This is a genomic window from Bradyrhizobium sp. URHA0013, assembly GCF_000518345.1.
GTDB lineage: Bacteria > Pseudomonadota > Alphaproteobacteria > Rhizobiales > Xanthobacteraceae > Bradyrhizobium.
The window spans coordinates 23,667-45,935 of record NZ_JADK01000003.1; the positions used below are offsets into that span (position 1 = coordinate 23,667).

Annotated in this window: 19 protein-coding genes; 12 read left to right on the top strand and 7 right to left on the bottom strand. The window is 64.6% G+C overall.

The window, feature by feature from the left end:
• Window positions 1-33: 33 nt before the first annotated feature.
• Together N551_RS0100135 and N551_RS0100140 are read right to left on the bottom strand one after the other, a co-directional pair.
• Entirely contained in the window at window positions 34-1,140 is a 1,107-nt protein-coding gene (locus N551_RS0100135) for a M48 family metallopeptidase (RefSeq protein ID WP_027565220.1), read from the bottom strand.
• A 3-nt stretch (window positions 1,141-1,143) separates the two neighbouring features.
• The gene (locus N551_RS0100140) at window positions 1,144-2,289 is read right to left on the bottom strand and encodes a DUF898 family protein (protein WP_027565221.1); all 1,146 of its coding nucleotides are present in this window, start codon (window positions 2,287-2,289) and stop codon (window positions 1,144-1,146) included.
• A gap of 379 nt (window positions 2,290-2,668) precedes the next feature.
• On the opposite strand from N551_RS0100140, the gene N551_RS0100145 reads away from it, so the two are divergent.
• Both N551_RS0100145 and N551_RS0100150 read left to right on the top strand, forming a co-directional pair.
• Complete coding sequence (locus tag N551_RS0100145) at window positions 2,669-3,934, top strand: cytochrome P450 (protein WP_027565222.1); 1,266 nt, start codon at window positions 2,669-2,671, stop codon at window positions 3,932-3,934.
• A 92-nt stretch (window positions 3,935-4,026) separates the two neighbouring features.
• A complete protein-coding gene (locus N551_RS0100150) occupies window positions 4,027-5,301 on the top strand; it encodes a cytochrome P450 (protein WP_027565223.1) in 1,275 nt (424 codons plus the stop codon).
• Between the two features lie 232 nt (window positions 5,302-5,533).
• Here the strand turns inward: N551_RS0100150 and N551_RS0100155 are convergent, their stop codons facing one another.
• Window positions 5,534-6,454 (bottom strand): LysR substrate-binding domain-containing protein, encoded by a 921-nt coding sequence (locus N551_RS0100155; protein WP_027565224.1) that lies wholly within the window; start codon window positions 6,452-6,454, stop codon window positions 5,534-5,536.
• Between the two features lie 124 nt (window positions 6,455-6,578).
• Between N551_RS0100155 and N551_RS0100160 the strand changes: the two genes are divergently transcribed.
• The 4 genes from N551_RS0100160 (at window position 6,579) to mdlC (ending at window position 11,486) form a co-directional block, all read left to right on the top strand.
• Complete coding sequence (locus tag N551_RS0100160; protein ID WP_007614510.1) at window positions 6,579-7,748, top strand: acyl-CoA dehydrogenase family protein; 1,170 nt, start codon at window positions 6,579-6,581, stop codon at window positions 7,746-7,748.
• 9 nt (window positions 7,749-7,757) lie between these two features.
• Window positions 7,758-8,861, top strand: a complete 1,104-nt coding sequence (locus N551_RS0100165; RefSeq protein ID WP_027565225.1) for a CaiB/BaiF CoA-transferase family protein — start codon at window positions 7,758-7,760, stop codon at window positions 8,859-8,861.
• A gap of 15 nt (window positions 8,862-8,876) precedes the next feature.
• Window positions 8,877-9,725: a MaoC family dehydratase N-terminal domain-containing protein gene (locus N551_RS0100170; protein WP_027565226.1), complete on the top strand. Its 849-nt coding sequence runs from the start codon at window positions 8,877-8,879 to the stop codon at window positions 9,723-9,725.
• A 138-nt stretch (window positions 9,726-9,863) separates the two neighbouring features.
• Window positions 9,864-11,486: a benzoylformate decarboxylase gene (gene mdlC, locus N551_RS0100175; RefSeq protein ID WP_027565227.1), complete on the top strand. Its 1,623-nt coding sequence runs from the start codon at window positions 9,864-9,866 to the stop codon at window positions 11,484-11,486.
• Between the two features lie 175 nt (window positions 11,487-11,661).
• Here mdlC and N551_RS0100180 read toward each other — a convergent pair whose 3' ends face one another.
• Window positions 11,662-12,456: an SDR family oxidoreductase gene (locus N551_RS0100180; protein WP_027565228.1), complete on the bottom strand. Its 795-nt coding sequence runs from the start codon at window positions 12,454-12,456 to the stop codon at window positions 11,662-11,664.
• A 56-nt stretch (window positions 12,457-12,512) separates the two neighbouring features.
• On the bottom strand, window positions 12,513-13,208 hold the full coding sequence (locus N551_RS0100185; protein ID WP_027565229.1) for a hemolysin III family protein: 696 nt from the start codon (window positions 13,206-13,208) through the stop codon (window positions 12,513-12,515).
• A gap of 178 nt (window positions 13,209-13,386) precedes the next feature.
• Here N551_RS0100185 and N551_RS0100190 point away from each other — a divergent pair, with 178 nt between their 5' ends.
• Together N551_RS0100190 and N551_RS0100195 are read left to right on the top strand one after the other, a co-directional pair.
• Window positions 13,387-14,856: a YcjX family protein gene (locus N551_RS0100190; RefSeq protein WP_027565230.1), complete on the top strand. Its 1,470-nt coding sequence runs from the start codon at window positions 13,387-13,389 to the stop codon at window positions 14,854-14,856.
• The gene (locus N551_RS0100195; protein ID WP_027565231.1) at window positions 14,853-15,881 is read left to right on the top strand and encodes a YcjF family protein; all 1,029 of its coding nucleotides are present in this window, start codon (window positions 14,853-14,855) and stop codon (window positions 15,879-15,881) included. Before N551_RS0100190 ends, N551_RS0100195 begins: the two co-directional genes overlap by 4 nt.
• Here the strand turns inward: N551_RS0100195 and N551_RS0100200 are convergent.
• Window positions 15,790-17,454 (bottom strand): glycosyltransferase family 39 protein, encoded by a 1,665-nt coding sequence (locus tag N551_RS0100200; protein ID WP_245287736.1) that lies wholly within the window; start codon window positions 17,452-17,454, stop codon window positions 15,790-15,792. The genes N551_RS0100195 and N551_RS0100200 overlap by 92 nt on opposite strands.
• Window positions 17,455-17,734: 280 nt before the next feature.
• Between N551_RS0100200 and N551_RS0100205 the strand changes: the two genes are divergently transcribed.
• The 4 genes from N551_RS0100205 (at window position 17,735) to N551_RS0100220 (ending at window position 21,531) form a co-directional block, all read left to right on the top strand.
• A complete protein-coding gene (locus N551_RS0100205; RefSeq protein ID WP_027565233.1) occupies window positions 17,735-19,468 on the top strand; it encodes an adenylate/guanylate cyclase domain-containing protein in 1,734 nt (577 codons plus the stop codon).
• 135 nt (window positions 19,469-19,603) lie between these two features.
• Window positions 19,604-20,803 (top strand): molybdopterin-dependent oxidoreductase, encoded by a 1,200-nt coding sequence (locus N551_RS0100210; RefSeq protein WP_027565234.1) that lies wholly within the window; start codon window positions 19,604-19,606, stop codon window positions 20,801-20,803.
• 11 nt (window positions 20,804-20,814) lie between these two features.
• Window positions 20,815-21,123 carry a sulfite:cytochrome C oxidoreductase subunit B gene (locus tag N551_RS0100215; RefSeq protein ID WP_027565235.1) on the top strand — a complete coding sequence of 103 codons (309 nt, stop codon included), beginning with the start codon at window positions 20,815-20,817 and terminating at the stop codon, window positions 21,121-21,123.
• Window positions 21,124-21,330: 207 nt separating this feature from the next.
• Window positions 21,331-21,531: a cold-shock protein gene (locus N551_RS0100220; RefSeq protein ID WP_007596519.1), complete on the top strand. Its 201-nt coding sequence runs from the start codon at window positions 21,331-21,333 to the stop codon at window positions 21,529-21,531.
• A gap of 171 nt (window positions 21,532-21,702) precedes the next feature.
• Here N551_RS0100220 and N551_RS0100225 read toward each other — a convergent pair whose 3' ends face one another.
• Entirely contained in the window at window positions 21,703-22,164 is a 462-nt protein-coding gene (locus tag N551_RS0100225) for an Lrp/AsnC ligand binding domain-containing protein (protein WP_027565236.1), read from the bottom strand.
• Window positions 22,165-22,269 lie beyond the last annotated feature (105 nt).

Genomic DNA, 22,269 nt, shown 5'->3' on the forward strand with positions numbered 1-22,269 from the left:
GGCGCGGGGCCCGACGCGTCGGCGGCAAGAGATTCAGATCTTGCCGCTGCCGCAGATCCCCTTCAGCGCCTGCCACTCCGCATCCGTCAGCAGCGGCGGGCCGCTCGCGGGGCGATCCTCCTTCGTCATGCGCGCGAGGCGGTCCTCGGTCAGTGGATGGCTCGCCAGGATCGACGCGAGGCCGCCGCCTTCCTTGCCGGTGATGCGGAACATCAGTTCCGCCGCGGGTTTGGGCGAGCGGCCGAGCTTGTGCATGATCTCGATGGCAAACGTATCCGCAGCGGTCTCGGCCTCACGCGAATAGGACGCCTCGACCACGCTGCGCGAGGCGAAGATCGCGGCGCTCGAGCCGGTGACGTCGCCGAACAATAGGCCGATCAGGAACGAGGTGCCGCCGTTATAGATCAGGCCGCGCATGTTGTCGTAATGCTTGAGATGACCGAGTTCGTGGGCGAGGATGCCGGCAAGCTCGTCCGGGCTTTCGGCCTTGTCGAGCAGGCCCTTCAGCACGAAGACCTTGCCGCCCGGCAGCGCGAACGCGTTCGGCACCGGAGTCGGCAGCACGCCCGCGGTCATGGAATCGTCGTCCAGGCTGGCGGCATCGCGCAGGCGGTTGACCAGCTTGATGAAGGCCGCCTTCCCCGCCGCATCCTCGCACGCATTGCGGCCGAAGATGGTCTTCACCTGAACCTCCGACGCATCGCCAATACGGCGCTCGATCGGTTTCGGCACCAGCGGCGCGAGGCGGTCGGCAGCGAGCGGCACCCCGAACAGCACGACGCAGACGATGGAGACGGCGGCTGCCATCGACCAGCCGACGATCTTTGCGACGCCACGGCGCGAGGTCTGGTGGTCGTCGAGCCGCATGCAGCGCGCGGTCACGTCCGAGGCGAGCACAGCGTCGCGGATTTCCAGCCGCGCCAGCGGCGGCGCGGAAGCGCAGGCGAGCCGCAAAATGCCAGGCGGGCTGTCGGCCCGGCGGATGTCGGCATAGGCCCAGCGAACGGGCGCACCCTCTTCGAGAATCTCGAGCGCGTCACTGAGCGTCAGCGTCACCTGCCGCCTGCGGCTCGACACGCCGTCGAAGAAGATGGTCGGCTTTGCGGATTGCGCCGGGGCCTCAGCGAATACGTCACTCACAGCTCAGAATCCCGCGACATCGAGTCCATCGGCAAAGCCTTCGCCCAGCGCGCTGGCAAGCTCGGCGCTGCCGCGCACATCCGCGGCTGCGGCGATGTTGTGCACATCGACCGTTTCCAGCACCTTGGCCCAGAGATCGCGCTGGAGATAGACCCGCATGACGATGTTGAGGGCCAGGGCTAGAGCGAGGTAGCCGATGACCATCATCACCAGTGTCTGGATGCTCTTGCCGGCATTGCCGGGCCCCAACGCCTGCTCGACCGAAAGACCACTCAGCGTGACCACGAGCATGGTCGCTCCGCCGATATAGGCGGCGAAGATGGCCGAGAGCAGCGTCCACCAGCCGATCACTTTCCAGTACAGGCCGTAGAATGCGTTGTGCGGCAGTTGCGAGGACAGGCTGACGTCGCCGATGCGGATGCCGTCGAGCCACCAGCGCCACTCGCGCGCCTTGAATTCGGCATAGAAGAACGGCGCCAGCGGAAAGATCACCATTGCGATCGGGCTCAGCAGCCACAGCCACCAGGCGCGCTTGAAGAACGTCCAGCCGTCGGCTTTGAAATCGCCGCGCAAATCGCCGTAATGAGTGTGCCGCATCTTGTAGCGTTCGAGCGAGGCCTCGCGCCACGGCAATGCGAGCCCGAGCGTCAGGAACACCAGCAAGCCCCACAGCATGGCGCGGAACGAATAGGCCCAGCCCGATCCGTCCATCCAGAACCGCACGCCGCGCCAGACCGTGCGCGTCAGGCGATAGCGCCGCGCGCGAAAGATCGCAAACTGACCGAAGGCGTAGAAGCTGATGAACAGCGGCGTCGAGGCAAAGCCCTGCCAGCGCTCGAACTCGATACCGACAAGGAAGTAAGCGAGGTAGATCGGCACCAGGATCGCGAGCGCGAACAGGAAGCCGACCAGGAGCTCCTTGGCCCGCCCGGTATATTCGGCGGCGTCGCCATCAACCGCGGTGTTCGCCCACAGATGACGGCGGATGTCGGTGACGAGCCAGAACCGGTAGAAGCCGAAGGTGACGAGCTCGAGCATGGCACCCTTGGTGACCAATTTGCGAAACTCGGTACGGTTGCCGGTGAAATCGACCCGCGTGGGCGGCAGCGGCGGGGGTAAGGGTTCGGAGCCGATGGGGGCCCATTGCATGTCGTTCACGGCGGCAACCTCGGGGTGCGGACCTGGTTCGATCAAACTTATAGATCAGAGATTAGTCGATCCCCAAGATGGGCGGGTTCGATTTAGCTCGATTCCGGTCGATTTCTGGAACGATTTCACGGCCGAGGGCGTGCGCGAGATCACGTTGTTGGATCAATGGCCTCGTAGCCCGGATGGAGCGCAGCGCAATCCGGGACAGCGGCAGTGGCGGACCGAATCCCGGATTTCGCTCCGCTCCATCCGGGCTACATCACACCCATGTGGCAAAACTCTCCCTTGCTCCGGCGCAGACAACCGGCTGTAATTGCAAATCAAATACCGCAGCGCAGAATTCAACGAGAACGCGCGGTTCATGTCAGGGAGAGCGGTCATGCATGGGACCATCGAAAGCGCGGCGAAGCTCGACGCGTTACGCGCACGCGCAACGTCACTGCCGCTGGAGCAGTTCGATCCGGGCGACCCCGAGCTGTTCAGGACCGATACGTTCTGGCCCTATTTCGATCGCCTGCGCCGCGAAGATCCCGTGCACTATTGCAAGGACTCGATGTTCGGCCCGTATTGGTCGGTGACGCGCTACAACGACATCATGGAGCTCGAGACCAATCATTCGGTGTTCTCCTCGGCCTCCTCGCTCGGCGGCATCACCATCCGCGACATCGATCCGGAACTGCGCCGCGAGAGCTTCATCTCTATGGACCCGCCGCGTCACGCGGCGCAGCGCAAGACCGTGGCGCCGATGTTCACGCCGACGCATCTGGACAATCTCGCGCTGAGCATCCGCAAGCGCTCGGCCGAGTGCCTGGACAATCTCCCGCGTGGCGAGGTGTTCGACTGGGTCGACCGCGTCTCGATCGAGCTCACCACGCAGATGCTCGCCGTGCTGTTCGACTTCCCCTGGGAGGACCGGCGCAAGCTGACGCGCTGGTCGGACATCGCGACCACCATTCCCGGACCCGACGGCCTCGTCGCCACCGAAGACGAGCGTCAGGCCGAGCTGACGGAATGCGCGGGCTATTTCGCGCGGCTGTGGAAGGAGCGCATCGAGCAGCCGCCCAAGAGCGACCTGTTGTCGATGATGGCGCATGGTGCCGCGACGCGCGACATGGACGCGAAGAACTTTCTTGGCAATCTCATCCTTTTGATCGTCGGCGGCAACGACACCACTCGCAACACCATGTCCGGATCGCTCGACGCACTCAGCCAGCATCCGGAGCAATATCGCAAGCTGCGCGAAAACCCCGCGCTGCTCGACAGCTTCGTGCCGGAAGTGATCCGCTGGCAGACGCCGCTGGCCCATATGCGCCGCACCGCGCTTGCGGACTTCGAGTTCCGCGGCAAGCAGATCAAGAAAGGTGACAAGGTCGTGATGTGGTACGTTTCGGGCAACCGCGACGCCGACGCGATCGAAAAGCCCTACGAATTCATCATTGACCGCGCCCGCCCGCGCACGCATCTCTCGTTCGGCTTCGGCATCCACCGCTGCGTCGGCTTGCGGCTTGCCGAACTCCAGCTCAAGATTATCTGGGAAGAGATCCTCAAGCGATTCGACCACATCGAGGTGGTCGGCGAACCCAAGCGGGTCTATTCGAGTTTCGTGAAGGGTCTCGAAACCTTGCCGGTGAAGATCGCGGCTTAGATTCGCAAAGATGAGTTCGACACGTCCACAAGGAAGCTGCGCCCCCTCTCCCGCACGCGGGAGAGGTTGAGCAAGCAACTGGAGCAACCACCATGAACATCCAAGCGCCGGTTCAAGTGGACAAGGCAGAACGCATGCGCAGGGCGCGCGAGGAGGCCTATGCGACCCCGCTGGCGCAGTTCCACCCGGGCGCGCCCAGGCTGTTCCAGGACGACACCCTGTGGCCGTGGTTCGAGCGGCTGCGCAAGGAAGAGCCGGTGCATTACTGCACCAATGCGCCGATCGAGCCGTATTGGTCGGTGGTGAAGTACGACGACATCATGCATGTCGATACCAACCACGGCCTGTTCTCCTCCGATTCAACGCTCGGCGGCATCGGGATCCGCGACGTGCCGGAAGGTTATGACTGGCCGAGCTTCATCGCCATGGACCAGCCGCGTCATTCGTCGCAGCGCAAGACGGTGTCGCCGATGTTCACGCCGACGCATCTGGACGAGCTGGCGAAACTGATCCGCCAACGCTCGCAGACCGTGCTGGACAATCTGCCGCGCAACGAGACCTTCAATTTCGTCGAGCGGGTCTCGATCGAGCTGACGACGCAGATGCTCGCCACCCTGTTCGACTTTCCCTGGGAAGAACGGCGCAAGCTGACGCGCTGGTCCGATGTCGCGACCGCGCTGCCCAAGAGCGGCATCGTGGCTTCGGCCGAAGAGCGCCGTCGCGAGATGGATGAATGCTACGCCTACATGTCCAAGCTCTGGAACGAGCGCGTCAACTCCGCCCCGCGCAACGATTTGTTGTCGCTGATGGCGCACAACGACGCCACGCGGTTCATGGATCCCGACAATCTCATGGGCAACATCATCCTGCTCATCGTCGGCGGCAACGATACCACGCGCAATACCATGACGGGCTCGGTGCTGGCGCTGAACGAGAACCCGGAGCAGTACGACAGGCTGCGCGCCAACCCGGAACTGATCGATTCCATGGTGCCCGAAGTGATCCGCTGGCAGACCCCGCTCGCGCATATGCGGCGCACCGCACTGCAGGACACTGAAGTTGGCGGCAAGCACATCAAGAAGGGCGACCGCGTCGTGATGTGGTACGTCTCCGGCAACCGCGACGAGGAGATGTTCGAGCGGCCGAACGAGTTCGTCATCGATCGCCCGCGGCCGCGCACCCACCTCTCCTTCGGCTTCGGCATCCACCGCTGCGTCGGCATGCGCCTCGCCGAGCTCCAGCTCAAGATCGTCTGGGAAGAGATGCTGAAGCGCTTCGACCGGATCGAGGTGGTCGGCGAGCCCAAGCGGATCTATTCGAGCTTCATCAAGGGGTATGAGTCGCTGCCGGTGAGGATTCCGGGGTAGGCTCATCCTCCGTCATTGCGAGGAGCCCTTGCGACGAAGCAATCCAGACTGCCACGGCGGAAAGATTGCTGGATTGCTTCGCTGCGCTCGCAATGACGAGGTTTCGGCGACTTGTGCGCCTCGAGGCCCCAGCGGTGAACGCGGGAATACCCGGCTATAAAATTCCGGCATGACAGCTCGCGCCAGATGCGAAGGCGAGATCGCGCGCGACTGGTCTACGACACCGGCACATCTAACTCAACCTGATGTCCCACACGCCTTCCTTGCGGCAGGCGGCGACTTCCTCGCGCAGGAGGGCGGTGACTGCAACCGAGGCCGTCGAGACCGGACGGTCGATCGGAGAGGCGAATATGAGCTCGCGCGTCATCGGCTTCGAGACGACAGCCGTTTCCAGCCGCCCATCCGCGACCTCGCCGTGGACCGACGAGGGCGGCAGCAGCGCGAAGCCGAGGCCTTCCTCGACGAGACTCGTGAGCACGCGGAACGAATCCGCTTCGAGCTGGACGTTGAGCTTGATCTTGCGCTGGGCCGCCGCATGCTCGATCAGCGCACGGAGGCCGTGGGAATGACTGGGCAGCACCAGCCGTTGCCGCAGCAGCCAGCCGACATCGACGCTCTTCTTGCGCGCGAGGCCGCAGCCGCGCGGACCCACCGCGACGATGTTGTCGCGACCGAGGCTCTCCACGTTGAGATGCAGATCGGCGGAGCGGCCGTAGAGGATGGCGAGATCCATCTCGCCGCGGTGCAGCCATTCGACGAGATGGCCGCTGTAGCTCTCGACGATGCGCAGCGAAATGCCGGGAAATTTCTCGACGCAGCGCCGCGCGAAGCGCGCCGACAGCACGCAGCTCACGGTCGGGACCAGGCCGAGCACGACCTGGCCGGACGGCGGCCCCTTGGACGACTGGATGTCGTCGCGGATCTGGTCGATCTGCCGCACGATGCCGGAGGTGCGCGCCAGCAACAGGCGGCCGGCATCCGTGAGCACCATGCCGCGGCCGTTGCGGGTGAACAATTCCGTACGCAGTTCGTGTTCCAGGAGCTTGATCTGCCTGGACAGCGCGGGCTGCGCCACACGCAACGTGTCGGACGCCTTGGAGAGGCTGCCGAGCTCCGCCACGCAACTGAAGGTCCTGAGCTGACGGAAATCCATGCTTGCCAATCCTGGAAGGCTACTCCATACGCTATAGCAAATGAGCATAGGGGGCTGGCATTGTTTTCACAACGCCAGAGGATCGGCCGGCGTTATCTTAACTGCCGCACATACGGGAAACCCCATGAGTGAAGAACACCACACCGAAGATCACGCCGACATCCGCGAAGCCGTCGCAAAGCTCTGCGCGCAGTTTCCCGGCGAATACTGGCGCAAGCTCGACCGTGAGATGGCCTACCCCAAGGCTTTCGTCGACGCGCTGACCGAGGCCGGCTATCTCTCGGTGCTGATCCCCGAGGAATATGGCGGCGCAGGCCTGAAGCTTTCTGCGGCCGCCGCGATCCTCGAAGAGATCCAGCGCGCGGGCTGCAACGGCGGCGGCTGCCACGCCCAGATGTACACGATGGGCACCGTGCTGCGGCACGGCAATGACGAGCAGAAGGCAAAATACCTGCCGAAGGTCGCGAGCGGCGAATTGCGGCTGCAAGCCTTCGGCGTCACCGAGCCGACCAGCGGCACCGACACCACCTCGCTGAAGACCTTCGCACGCAAGGACGGCAATGCCGGCTACGTCGTCAACGGCCAGAAAATCTGGACCAGCCGCGCCGAACATTCCGACCTGATGCTTCTGCTGGCGCGCACCACGCCGAAGGACCAGGTCAAGAAGCGCACGGATGGACTTTCGGTGTTCATCGTCGACATGCGCGAGGCCAAGAACAAGGGCCTCGAGATCCGCCCGATCCGCACCATGATGAACCACGCCACCACCGAAGTGTTCTTTACCGACATGAAGGTGCCGGCGGAGAATCTGATTGGCGAAGAGGGCAAGGGTTTTCGCTACATCCTCTCCGGCATGAATGCCGAGCGCATCCTGATCGCGGCCGAATGCGTCGGCGATGCCAAATGGTTCATTGCGAAGGCCACCAATTACGCCAAGGAGCGCAGCGTTTTCGGCCGGCCGATCGGCCAGAACCAAGGCATCCAGTTCCCGATCGCCAAGGCCTACGCCGCGATGCGCGCGGCCGAGTTGATGGTGAAGGAAGCGACGCGCAAATACGAGGCCGGGCTCGACTGCGGCGCGGAGGCCAACATGGCAAAAATGCTCGCGGCCGATGCGTCGTGGGAAGCGGCGAATGCCTGCGTCCAGACCCATGGCGGCTTCGGCTTCGCCGAGGAGTACGACGTCGAGCGCAAATTCCGCGAGACGCGGCTCTATCAGGTGGCGCCGATCTCGACCAACCTCGTGCTGTCCTTCATCGCCGAGCACGTGCTCGGCATGCCCCGCTCGTACTGAGGCAGCACCATGGGAGCACTTGACGGGATCAGGGTGATCGCGGTCGAGCAGGCGGTGGCGGCCCCGTTCTGCTCGTCGCGGCTGGCGGATGCCGGCGCGGAAGTCATCAAGATCGAGCGGCCCGAAGGCGATTTCGCCCGCGGCTACGACGCGGCGGCCAAGGGCCAGAGCAGCTATTTTGTGTGGCTCAACCGCGGCAAGCAATCGGCGGTGGTCGATCTCGCCACCAAGGAAGGCTGCGCCGAGCTGGAGCGACTGATCGCAAGCGCCGACGTGCTGATCCAGAATCTCAAGCCGGGCTCGATGGACAAGCTTGGCTTTTCGCGCGAGCGGCTGCTGAAGGACTATCCAAAACTGATCTCGTGCACGATCACCGGCTATGGCGACGAGGGCCCCTATGCGCACCGCAAGGCCTACGACCTCCTGATCCAGGCCGAGAGCGGCCTTGCCTCGATCACCGGCAATCCCGACGGCGCCTCGCGCGTCGGCATGTCCATCGTCGATGTCGCGACCGGCGCCACCGCGCATGCGGCGATCCTGGAGGCGCTGATCGGGCGCGGACGCACCGGCAAGGGCGCCGACATCCGCATCTCCATGTTCGACGTGATGGCGGACTGGTGCACGGTGCCGTTGCTCAACTCGGAAGCCGGCAATCCGCCCAAGCGCATGGGGCTCCGCCATCCCTCGATCGCGCCCTATGGCGTGTTCACGTCGAGCGACGGCAAGGACATCCTGATCTCGATCCAGAGCGAGCGCGAGTGGAAGACGCTCTGCGCAAAGGTGCTGGACCAGCCGGATCTGCCCGCCGATCCGCGCGTTGCCAACATGGTCGAGCGCGTGCGCAACCGCGACTTCACCGACAAGACGGTCGCGGATGCCTTCGCCAGGATGACGCGCGACGAACTGCTCAAGCGGCTGTCCGATGCCGACATCGCCTTTGCCGAGGTCAACACCATGGCGGACCTCACCAAGCATCCGCATCTGCGCCGCATCGAGGTCGACACCCCGCAAGGACGCGTCAGCTATCCCGCGCCGGCGCCGATCATCGTCGGCGAGACGCGCAGCTATGGTGCCGTGCCGGCGATCGGCGAAAATCCCCAATCCAAAAAATAACAAGAGCGAGGCGTCATGACCGAGCAGCTCGACATCGATCATCTCAGGCAATGGATCGGCCGCAGCGAAGAGGCCACCGACACCGTCACCGCGCAGCTCGTGAAGGGTTTGCGCGCGACGCTGTTCCAGGAGGTCGGTTCGCCCAAGCCGGGCGATGCGGCGCCGTTCACGGTGCATTGGTGCCTGGCGCAGCCGGTGTTTCCGATGTCGATGCTCGGCCCCGACGGCCACCCCACCCGCGGCGGCTTCCTGCCGCCGGTGCCGCTGCCGCGCCGGATGTGGGCCGGCGGCGAGATCGAGTTCCTGCAGCCGCTGCGCGTCGGCGATGAATCGACGCGGAGCTCGCGCATTGCGGACGTGCAGGTGAAGACGGGATCGACCGGCACGCTGTGCTTCGTCTCGGTCGAGCACAGCATCTCCTCGCCGCGCGGCATCGCCATCCGCGAGCGGCAGGACATCGTTTATCGCGAGATGACGACCACGTCCGCGTCGGCAAAGGCGCCGCCTCCGCCGCCGAAGGCGCAGCATCGCGAGACCCATGTCTCCGACCCCGTGCTGCTGTTTCGATATTCCGCGCTGACCTTCAACGGTCACCGCATCCATTACGACCGCGATTACGTCACCAAGGTCGAGGGCTATCCGGGCCTGATCTTCCACGGGCCGTTGCAGGCGACGTTCATCATCGAGATGGCGGCGAAGCTGCGCGGCGGCAAGGCTCCGAAGAAGTTCACCTATCGCGGGGTGCAGCCGCTGTTCGAGGGCAGCGAGTTCTCCATCAACGCCAACGAGACCGCTGATGGCATGGAGCTGTGGACCGCGAACGCGGAGGGGCAGCCGACGATGAAGGGGACGGCAGTGTGGTGATAGTCTCTCCTCGTCATTGCGAGGAGCGAAGCGACGAAGCAATCCAGACTGTCACCGCGGCGGCATTCTGGATTGCTTCGCTGCGCTCGCAATGACGGCTGGGTTAGCAGCGCCGATAAACATCAGGGAACAGAAACCATGGCGAAGAACGGCAAGAGCGGCAGCAAATCCGTCACCGTCAAGCAGGCGACACTCGACCTGCTGCGCTCCTTCGGCATCAGACGCGTGTTCGGCAACCCCGGCTCGACCGAGCTGCCGTTCCTGAGCGACTGGCCCGACGACATCGACTACGTGCTCGCGCTTCAGGAAGCGTCCGCGGTCGGCATGGCCGACGGTTATGCGCAGGCGACGCGCAATGCCGGCTTCGTCAATCTGCATTCGGCCGCCGGCGTCGGCAACGCGCTCGGCAACATCTACACCGCGCATCGCAACCAGACGCCGCTGGTGATCACCGCGGGCCAGCAGGCGCGCTCGATCCTGCCGTTGCAGGCATTCCTGTATGCGGAGCGTGCGTCCGAATTCCCGAGGCCTTATGTGAAGTACAGCGTGGAGCCGGCGCGTCCCGAGGACGTGCCGGCCGCGATCGCGCGCGCCTATTACACCGCGATGCAGCCGCCCTGCGGGCCGACTTTCGTCTCGATCCCGGTCGACGACTGGGCGCATGCGGCAGCTCCCATCGAAGCCCGCAAGGTCAGCCGCGAGATCGGGCCCGAGGCTGACGCGATGAAGGCGCTGGTCACCGCGCTCGGTTCAGCCAAGCACCCTGCCCTCGTCGTCGGCCCCGGTGTCGATCGTGCCGGCGCGGTCGACCTGATGGTGCGCGTGGCCGAGAAGGCCAGGGCCAGCGTCTGGGTCAGCCCGTTTTCGGCGCGCTGCTCATTCCCGGAACGCCATCCTCAGTTCGCCGGCTTCCTGCATGCCTCGCCGGCGCAATTGTCCGACGCGCTACGCGAGCACGACCTCGTCGTCGTGATCGGCGCGCCGGTGTTCACCTTCCACGTCGAAGGCCACGCCGCGATCTTCGACGGCGGCGCGACGATCTTTCAGATCACCGATGACGCGGATGCCGCAGCGGTGACGCCGGTCGGAACCAGCATCATCGCGACGATGAAGCCGGCGCTCGCGATGCTGCTCGACCTCTTGCCCGAGAGCAAGCGCGCAGCACCGAAGGGGCGAACGCTGCCGGCGGCCCCGCAGGCCGCCGATCCGCTACCGGTCGAATTCCTGCTGCATTCGCTGTCGCAGGCGATGCCGGACGGCGCGTCGCTGGTCGAGGAAATTCCCTCGCACCGGCCGGCGATGCAAAAGTTCATGCCGATGCGCGGCCAGGACAGTTTTTACACCATGGCGAGCGGCGGCCTCGGCTACTCGCTGCCGGCCGCGGTCGGCATGGCGCTCGGCAAGCCGAACAGCCGCACGGTGTGCCTGATCGGCGACGGCTCGGCGATGTATTCGATCCAGGCACTCTGGACCGCCGCGCAGCGCAAGCTGCCGCTCACCATCTTCGTCATCAACAATTCCGGCTACGGCGCGATGCGCTCATTCAGCCAGGTGATGCAGGTGAGGAACGTGCCGGGACTGGAGCTGCCGGGGATCGATTTCGTCCGGCTCGCCGAGGGCATGGGTTGCCACGCGGTGCGGGTGAGCAAGGCAGCCGAGCTGGGCGAAGCGCTCAAGCGCGGGATGGCATTCGAAGGGACCAGCCTCGTCGAGGTGATCGTGGATTCGGCGGTGCCGGTGCTGTACGGGCAGAAGCATTAGGGGCGCACTGCGCTTCATGCCGTCGTCCTGGCGAAAGCCAGGACCCATTACCCCAGGGAGTAGTTTGGCGAAGACTTGTCGCTCGGTACTGCTACCACGGCAAGGTCGGTAGACCTCGCGGTATGGGTCCTGGCCTTCGCCAGGACGACACCGGAGGTCGTGGCGCGCCTCTTCCCTACGTCCCGAACTCGTCGCGCATCCTGGCCTGGATCTTGGCCATGCCGCCGATCCAGCGGTCGTAATTCTCGGTCTTCTTGCGCATGTAGCCGAGCACCTGCGGGTGCGGCAGGATCAGGAACGTCTCCTGTTCGAGGCCGGCGAGCACGTCCTTGGCGACCTGCTCGGGCGAGAGGTCGCCGTCGCCGGATTGCGGGCCCTTGGGGATCGAACGCAGCATGTTGGTATCGACGCCCTGGGGGCAGAGGATCGAGACACGGATGTTGTGCGCCTTGTGAGAGATCGCGAGATTTTCGGCAAAGCCGACCGCGGCATGTTTGGTGGTGGAGTAAGCCGGACTGCCGACCTGCGACAGCAGTCCCGCGGCCGAGATCGTGTTGAGGAAATAGCCGCCGCCGCGCGCCTTCATGCGCGGGATCAGATGCCGCGCCGCATAGACATGCGCCATGACATGGATAGCCCAGCTGCGCTGCCAAGGCTCATCCGAGGCCCCGCCGGCATTGACCGACATCGGGTCGAAGCCGCCGCCGATGCCGGCATTGGAGCAGAACAATTCGATCGGGCCGAACTGCCGCTCGGTCTCCTCGATGACGTGGGCAATATCCTTTTCCTGCGCGACATCGCATTTGAAGGCCGCGCCATCCACCGTGGCAGCGACTGCCCTTGCGTTGTCCGCGTCCATGTCGGCGACGACGACCTTGGCCGCACCGGCCTTGTGAAAGGCCTCGCAGAGCGCCTTGCCGATGCCGTTGGCGCCGCCCGTGACGACCACGACCTTGCCGGTCACCTGCATGCGACGTCTCCTCTTGTCTTATACCGTTTTGGCTTATTCCGCTTCGCGGAGCTTGCTCAGCTCAACACGAGGTCGAGCACCGCGGTATAATGGCACGCCGCGCCGGCCAAGACAAAGCCGTGCCAGATCGCATTCTGGAAGCGCAGCCGCCGCCAGGCATGGAAGATCACGCCAAAGCTGTAGAGCAGTCCACCCGCAAGGATGAAGCCCAGCACCAGCGCAGGCAGCGCCTTGACCACGGAATCGTAGAGCATGATGCCGCTCCAGCCCATCGCGAGGTAGATGCCGACCGCGACGCGGTCGAACCGCCCAGGGTAGAGAAGTTTCAGCACGATGCCGAGGAGTGCCACGCACCAGACGCCGGCGAGCAGCACCAGCGCGACCCCACTGTCCTTCACCTCCAGGATGAATGGCGTGTAGGTCGCCGCGATCAGGAGATAGATCGCCGAATGGTCGAAGCGCCGCAGCAGCCATTTGGCCGGCGAGACCGGCCAGAGATTATAGGTCGCCGACAACACCAGCATCGAGAGCAGGCCGGCGACGTAGATCGTGACGCCGACGATGTCGGTCGCGTCGGCAAAGAGCACCGTCAGCACCACCAGCACGGTCGCGGCAATGATGCCGCAGAGCACGCCGATCGCGTGGATCACGCCGTCTGCGATCAGCTCGGCGCGGTCGTAATGCCAGCCGACCGCGTCGGCGGCTGCGTGGACGGAGGAGGATGCGAGCTGTTTCAGTTGGAAGACGGTCATGGCAATCCGCAAGGTGAGACAATACCCTCTTGTATGGGTGTTTCGGGACCGGCGCGTCGTTCAAACGGGTGATTTGCCGACAAAGGAGGTGGAAGTATGAAGCTTGATTTTCCCCACGCAATTGCCACTTTTGTGATCGGTCACACATTTTCTGCCGCCGAGATCACTTAACGTTCAAATGGCATTCAGTTTCCAGGATATGGTCGAAGAAGCGCGGTTGTCGGCGAGGGCGCTGATCGACTATGGCGGGCACTTCTTCAACCCGACGGTGCGGCTCGGGGTCACAGGCCTGTCGCGGGCCGGCAAGACGGTGTTCATCACCGCGCTGATCCACGGTCTGACGCGCGGTGGGCGGTTTCCGGTATTCGAGGCCTATTCATCCGGGCGGATCGCGCGGGCGCATCTGGCGCCACAGCCGGACGACGCCGTGCCGCGCTTTGCCTATGAGAGCCATTTGCGCGCGCTGATCGAGGAGCGGCGCTGGCCGAGCTCGACTGTCGACATCAGCGAGCTCAGGCTCGTCATCGACTACCAGCGCCCGAACGGCGCCGACCGCACGCTGACGCTCGACATCGTCGACTATCCCGGCGAGTGGCTGCTCGACCTGCCGCTGCTCCAGAAGAGTTTTGAGCAATGGTCGGCCGAAAGCCTTGCGTTGTCGCGCGAGGCGCCGCGCGTCCATCTTGCCGCGGACTGGCACGCGCATCTCGCAACGCTCAAGCCCGAGGCGCGCGAGGACGAGCAGGCGACGCTCACGGCCGCAAAGCTGTTCAGGGGCTATTTGCAAGGCTGCCGCGACGAGCGGTTTGCGATGAGCCTGCTGCCGCCCGGCCGCTTCCTGATGCCGGGCAATCTCGCCGACACACCGGCGCTGACCTTTGCGCCGCTCGACGTGCCCGCGGGCGGCCAGGCGCCGGAGGGATCGCTGTGGGCGATGATGGTGCGTCGCTACGAGGCCTACAAGGACGTCGTGGTGCGGCCGTTCTTCCGCGATCATTTTGCCCGGCTCGATCGCCAGATCGTGCTGGCCGACGCGCTCGCCGCGTTCAACGCCGGCCCCGAAGCGCTGCACGATCTCGAAGCCGCACTCGCGGGCATTCTCGACTGCTTCAACATCGGCCGCAGCACGATCCTCTCCGGCCTGTTCCGGCCGCGGATCGACCGCGTTCTGTTCGCGGCGACCAAGGCGGATCATCTGCATCATTCCAGCCATGACCGGCTCGAGGCCGTGCTGCGCCGCGCAGTCACCCACGCGGTTGCGCGCGCGGAAACTACCGGCGCTGCGATCGACGTCGTCGCGCTCGCCGCCGTCCGCGCCACGCGCGAGGCCCAGGTCGCGCATGGCCGTGACAAATTGCCGTCGATTTTGGGAACGCCGGCCGCGGGCGAAAGCGCCGGCGGCGAGTTCTTCGACGGCAACACCGAGGTGGCAACCTTTCCGGGCGACCTGCCGCTCGATCCCGAGCCGCTGTTCAACGGCACCGATGCGTTCCGCGGGCTCTCGACCGAGGCCGCCGACAGAAGCGATTTTCGCTTCCTGCGCTTCCGCCCGCCAAAGCTCGAACGCGAGGGCGCCGACCAGCCGGCGCTGCCTCACATCCGTCTCGACCGTGCCTTGCAGTTCCTGATCGGAGACAAATTGTCATGAACGACCGATCAAAGTCACGGCGGCCGGCAACGTTCCGGCTCGACGACCCCGGTGTTGTCGTCACCGAAGCCGACGAGACGACCCGGCTCGGTCGCACCACCATCCAGATCACGCCGGAGCCCGATCCGGCGAATTTGCCGGTGCCGATCGCAACGACGCTTCCGGCGCGGCGCGGCTTTCCCTGGGGCACATTGTTCTGGTCCGGCGTTGCCGGGCTGACGCTGCTCGGGGTCGGACTCGGCGTTGTCCGTCTGATCGAGGATCTGTTTGCGCGCAGCGAAAGCCTCGGCTTCGTCGGACTGGCGCTTGCCTTCGTCACCGCGCTTGCGCTCGCGGTGGTGACCGGACGCGAGGCGTTCGGGCTGGCGCGGCTGGCAACGATCGAAAAGCTACATCAGCGCGCGGCCGCTGTTCTTGCCAGCGACGATCGCAAGGAGAGCCGAATCATCGTGCAGGATCTGCTCAAGATCGCACATCAGAACCCGCAGCTCGCGCGCGCCCGTGCCGCACTGGAGAGCCACGCCGGGGAGATCATCGACGGCGCCGACATGATCCGGCTCGCCGAGCGCGAATTGATGTCGCCGCTGGACATCGAGGCGCGGCGGCTGGTGTCATCAGCCGCGCAGAAGGTCTCGATCGTCACGGCGGTTTCGCCCCGCGCGCTGATCGACGTGTTGTTCGTGTTCGTGGCGTCGCTGCGCCTGATCCGCCAGCTCGCTTTTCTCTATGGCGGCCGCCCCGGCGCACTCGGCATGATCCGCCTGCTCCGCCACGTCATCGCCCATCTCGCCATCACCGGCGGCATGGCCGCGAGTGACAGCCTGGTGCAGCAGATGCTCGGCCACGGCATTGCGGCGAAGCTGTCGCAGCGGCTGGGCGAAGGCATGCTGAATGGATTGCTGACGGCGCGGCTGGGCCTCGCCGCGATCGACGTCACCCGGCCGCTGCCGTTCGCGGCACTGCCGCCGCCGAAGCTGTCGGATCTCGCCACGGATCTGCTGCGGAAGAAGGAAGAGGAGGAGTAGCATTCTGTTTGCCGTCCCACGCTTGCGGGGAGACGAAAGCCAGCACGCGCCACTGGAACAGCGGCGAGTTCGTCGGCGGCGACAGCTCCGGCGTCCAGCCTGAGAGCTTCTCCAGCACATAATTGTCCATCACGAGACCGCGCCAGCGGCGTTCGACTTGACCAAGCGACTCGCGCCTGGCGGGGATGTTCTCCCACAGCGATGAGCGGTTGTCCGGCTCGCGTCCGACATAAATGCCGGCGTGGCCCTTGATCCGATCCATGCCGGGATCACGAAAGTCCTGGAAGCGGCCGCGCTCGTTGATCTCGATCACGGGCACGCGGCCCCTGAAAAGCCAGCGCATCATGGCATAGGTGCGGTAGTCCGTCGTGGCGATCCAGGTCGCGCCGGTCTCGTCCAATGCGGCCTGTGCGCGCGCGGCGACCTGCTCGTAGCCGGATTCAGCGCCGACCGGATCGATCTTGCCGAGCAAATTCCAGGGCGCGGCGACGTAATAGAAGAACACGATGACGACAAAGGCGATGCCCGAGACCACTGCCGTGTTGGCCCAGAACAGCGACGCCCTGACCATCCGTGCCGATCTTCCTTCGCCCGACAGCATGGTGAGGTTGACAGCGGCGGCGGCGAAACCCACCGGCCACATGAACATCGGCCAGGTGTCGCCGACGCGGAGGGTCAGGGATTTCGCGAGGAAATAGAGAAACGGCACCAGGACCGCGGTCGACAACAAAATCGCGACCGGCTCGCGCGTGCGATAGCCGCGCCACGCCGTCATCACCACCCCCGTCAGCACCACCGGCAGCATGACGAAGCCGACCAGTCCGAATTGCAGGCCGATGTAGTCGCCGAAGGTGCGGAGCGAGATGCCGTAGCTGGTGGTGGCGCGCACGCCCTGGAAGCGGATCGCGGCCCAGTCGTGTTGCACGTTCCAGATCAGGACGGGCGAGAATACGGCGATTGCGATCAGGACCGCGAGATACGGATAGGGGCTGCGCAGCCAGCGCCAGCGCCAATCCGGCACCAGCAGAAAGGCGGCAACCGCTGGCGCGAACATGATCACGGTAAATTTCGACAACATCGCCAGCCCGGCGAACAGGCCGGCCGCGAGCCACCAGCGGCGATCGCCGCCCTGCGCAAGCCGCACCAGGCACCACATCATCGCCACCGCAAACGGGATCATGGCGACATCGGGCGCGACCTTGGCCATTAGCAGGCCGTAATAGAGCGCGGCCTCCGGCATCAGCACCGCGAGCACGACGGCGCGCACATCGTGGGTGAGGCGGCGGACGATATCTGCGAGCAGGAGCTGCGTCACCAGCATCGCGACGATGCCGCCGAAGCGCAAACCGAGCGGGGTGTCGCCGAAGATCGCGGTCCCGAACCGGATCAGCCAGGCGATGCCGGGGGGATGATCCAGGAAGCTGAGCGCCGTCTCCTGCGACCACGTCCAGTAATAGGCCTCGTCCGTACGCAGCTCGATTGCGGAGGCGTAGACCATGCGCAGCAGCGTCATCGCAGCAATGATCGCCGCGGCCATGACGAGCGGCCGGCGCGCCGCGCCTACGGGGGGCATCGTGATGTCGGGAGCTGTCGTCACGGCGGCGCTTTTCGCCAACCTGGGAGGGGGAGTCAATGTTGGGGACGGATCGACCTATTCCGCTGTCGCGATCCCAGCCCCGACGGGCAAAGCGAAGCGTGCCCACCACAAGTGCCGATTGGTGGGCACGGCGCCAAGACGCCTTCCCACCCTACGATTTCGTCACCCTGCCGCGGATGTGATCCCGCAAGCTGGCCATCCCCGGAATTAAACGCGACGCTGGCTGTTCTCCTTCATGAACTGATACAACAGAATCATGGCCGCTACCGCATCCTCACGATTTTCCGAGCTTTCCCGCGCCATCAGCGTGCGCCAGGTGCGGCTGGTCTGCGGCGTCATCCTGTTCGCCTATGTGGTCAGCCATTTCCTCAACCATGCGCTCGGCAACATCTCGGTCGATGCCATGGAGATCGGGGTCTACTACCACACTCTGTTCTGGCAGTTCCTGCCGGTTGCGATCACGTTCTACACGGCGGCGCTCACGCATATGGGGCTCGGCATCTATGCACTGTATCAGCGCCGGCAGTTCCGCTGGCGGACGGTCGAGCCGCTGCAGCTCGTGCTGGGCTTGAGCATCCCCGCGCTGGTCATGGGGCATGTGATCGGCGTGCGGCTCGGCCAGACGCTGTACGGGCACCAAAAGCTCTATCCGCAGGAACTCTATCTGTTCTTCGTTGCGTCGAACCGCATCTGGACCATGACGATCCTGCTTCTCATCGCCTGGGTGCACGGCTGCATCGGCATCTATTTCTGGCTTCGTCTCAAACCGTTCTTCACGCGCGCGGCGCCCTATCTGCTCGCGGCGGCCGTGCTGATCCCGACGCTGTCGCTGCTGGGTGTCTACCAGGGTGGCCGCAGCGTCGAGGTCGAGGCCGACGACGGGGAATGGCGGACGCACAATCTCACGCGCCGCCAGGTCGGCACGGCTGCCGAGGCCACGACGCTCGACCGCATCACCGGCGGCCTCACCGCCGGTTATCTCGGATTGCTCGCCTTGGCGCTCGCCGCACGCGGCGTGCGGGCCTTGCGCGAACGACGCGGTGGCATGATCGCGCTGTCCTACGGCAACGGCAAGACGGTGCGCGTCCCAAAGGGCCTCTCCGTGCTGGAGGCGAGTCTGCGCCACAATGTGCCGCATGCCAGCGTCTGTGGCGGCCGCGCCCGCTGCTCGACCTGTCGCATCCGCATCATCGGCGATCATGACGCCCTGCCCGAGCCGTCGCAGCGCGAGGCGTTCGTGCTCACCCGCGTCGGCACCAGCGATCCCTCGATCAGGCTGGCCTGCCAGCTGCGGCCGACATCAGATCTCTCCTTCTTCCAGCTCTTCACCGCGCATACCCTGACGGCGAGCACACAGGCCTCGACGCCCGCCAGAATCGGCCAGGAGCGCTATCTCGTCAGCCTGTTCGTAGACATGCGCGGCTCGACGCAGCTGGCCGAGAAGCGGCTGCCGTTCGACACCGTGTTCATCGTCAACCGCTTCCTCGGCGCCGTCTCGCAGGCCGTGATCGAGAATGGCGGCCAGCCGAACCAGTTTGTCGGCGACGGTATGCTGGCGCTGTTCGGGCTGAGCGCCGATCCACAAGAAGCCTGCCGGCAGGCGCTGAAGGCCGCCGCCGGCATCGCCAGGCAAATCGACGATCTGAACGAGCTCCTGAGCCACGATCTGCGCCAGCCGATCCGCTTCGGCATCGGCATCCACGGCGGCGAGGTCATCATCGGCGACATCGGCTATCGCGATCACATCGTATTCACGGCGCTGGGCGATGCCGTCAACGTCGCGGCCCGCCTCCAGGACATGACCAAGACACTGGCCTGCGAAGCGATCGTCTCGGAGGAAGTCCGCCGCACCGCGGGCCTTGCCGACGATGCGCTGCCGCAGCAGGAGGTCGCGATCCGCGGCCGCGACGAACCGATGGCCGTGCGCGTCGTCGCGGACGCGAGGGAGCTGTCGGCACTCGTCGACCACGGCGAACGCGTCGCGGCGTAACACCGGCTTGCTGCAACGCAACGACATGGGCCTGCTGCGAAAGCACGAATTGACTTCAACTGAGTCGTTGCGACACATGAGTGCGAGATCGCGGTGATGACCGTGATCCACCGAAAAGCTCCGGGAGGAGACCACATGTTCGATCGACGCGACCTGCTCAAAGGAGCGGGCCTTGCCGCTGTTGCGACTGCACTGAACTCGACCAAAGCGCTGGCACTCGACACCGTCGCCCTGCCCTTCGCCAATGGCGAACGGCCTTTGGTGAAATATCCGCAGAAGCGGCCGATGATCGGCCTGACCAGTCGCCCGCCGCAGCTCGAGACGCCGTTCACGGTCTTCAACGACGGCCCGATCACGCCGAATAACGCGTTCTTCGTGCGCTATCACCTGTCCGACCTGCCCTACAGTCTCGACCCCGACAAGTTCACGCTCGAGGTCAAGGGCAAGGTCGACAAGCCGCTCAAGCTGTCGCTGAAGGACATCAGGAAGATGAAGGCGACCGAGATCGTCGCCGTCAACCAGTGCTCCGGCAACAGCCGCGGCTTCCTGGATCCGCGGGTGGCCGGCGGCCAGCTCGCCAACGGCGCGATGGGCAATGCGCGCTGGCGCGGCGTGCCGCTGAAGGCGGTGCTGGCGATGGCGGGCGTGCAGAGCGGCGCCAAGCAGGTCACCTTCAACGGCATGGACGGTCCGGTCAGCGACAAGACGCCCGATTTCGTCAAGGCGCTCGATATCGATCACGCCAGCGACGGCGAGGTGATGCTGGCCTATGGCATGAACGGCGAGGACCTGCCGTTCCTCAACGGCTTTCCGCTGCGCCTGATCGTGCCCGGCTATTTCGGCACCTATTGGGTCAAGCACCTCAACGAGATCACCGTCATCGACAATGTCTATGACGGCTTCTGGATGAAGTCGGCCTATCGCATTCCGGACACGCCGAACAATGCGGTCGAGCCGGGCACTGCACCGAAGGCGACGATCCCGATCAACCGCTTCACCATCCGCTCCTTCATCACCAGCGTCCCCGACGGAGCCAAGCTGAAAGCAGGCGGCACGACGCTGCGCGGGATCGCCTTCGACGGCGGCAAGGGTATCAAGGAGGTCGCGGTCTCCACCGACGGCGGCAAGACCTGGACCGGCGCCAAGCTCGGCAAGGATCTCGGCAAATACTCATTCCGTGAATGGACGCTGCCGGTGAAGCTCGCGGCGGGCTCTCACGAGCTCAAGGTGCGCGCCACTGGCAATGGCGGCGAAACCCAGCCGGATACGCCGCGCTGGAATCCGGCGGGTTACTTGCGCAACGTCGTCGAAACCGTCCGCGTCACCGTGGCTTGAGGGGAATGATCATGCAGCGCACCGCTCTTCTCGCCATTTCGCTCGCGCTCGCCGCCGTGGTGGGTTCTGCACTTGCAGCACCGGTCAATTACAAGACCCCCGATGAGGTCGCGGCGTTCAAGCCCGGGCCCAATCTTGAAGTCGTGCAGGGCAATTGCAGCGCCTGCCACTCCGCCGACTACATCAACACGCAGCCGCCGATGAAGGACAAGAAAGGTTTCTGGCAGGCCGAGGTCACCAAGATGATCAAGGTCTATGGCGCGCCGATCGACGATGCCGATGTCGGCAAGATCGTCGATTATCTGGCCGCGACTTATTGACGGATGGCACGCGGCGCGCGGACCAAGTGACCGCGAAACGGGCAAATCCGGCAAAAACGCCGCGAAGTTGAGCGGAATTCGGCGAAAGGCGGATGTGGTTTGAGCTACCAAGCCAGCCACATTCCGCGTATCGTATTAGACCGAACCGGCCGGTTGGCGGGGACTGGCGGTTCGCGATCTCGGAGGAAGACCCGCGGAGAAGTCGTGATGGCTAAAGGTACGGTCAAGTGGTTCAACCCGACGAAGGGTTATGGATTTATCCAGCCTGCGTCGGGCGGCAAGGATGTGTTCGTGCATATCTCGGCAGTGCAGAAAGCCGGCCTGTCGTCCCTGAACGAAGGGCAGACGGTGGAATATGAAGAGATCGCAAACCGAGGCAAAAGCTCCGCAGAGAACCTCAAAGTATAAGCCCGGCGGCTTTCGCTAACTCCCGGATCGATCCGGGAGCCGGGCCAAGAAAATTTCAGAAGACGGTCAGTGCATTCGACGACAGGCGTTGCGATTGCACACGGAGAACTATTTGTCCCGCGAAGATCGCCCGTTCAACGCCACAGCAATGACAATCGCGACAGCACTTCGTTAGTCCACCGGCAATGGTGCGTCGCGCTTGATCTCTTCCATCACCGCATAGGTTCGCGTTTCGCGCACGCCGGGCATCGACAGCAAGGTCTCGCCGAGGAAGCGCCGATACGCGGTCATGTCTGCCAGCCGCGCCTTCACAAGATAGTCGAAGCCGCCGGCAACCATGTGACACTCCAGCACCTCGGGCGCGAGTTTCACCGCGCGGGCAAAACGCTCGAAATGATCAGGCGTGGTCTTGTCGAGCAGCACTTCGACGAACACCAGGAGCCCAAGGCCGAGCCGGTGCGGGTTGAGCCGCGCCCCATAGCCCTCGATAAAGCCCTCTCGCTGCAAACGCTTCAGCCGCTCGCCGATCGAGGTCGGCGACAGCCCGATGCGCTCCGCGAGCTCGACATTGGCGATTCGCCCGTCCTGCTGCAAAATCGAGAGGATCTTCCGGTCTGTGCGATCTAATTCCATACTTTATGAGGTTAAATGGCTGCGAGGCTTCATTTCCTAAGCCAGATCAGCTAAATTGTCTATCGAGCTAAGATAACGCCGGCATTATCCTGGATCGGAGCCACA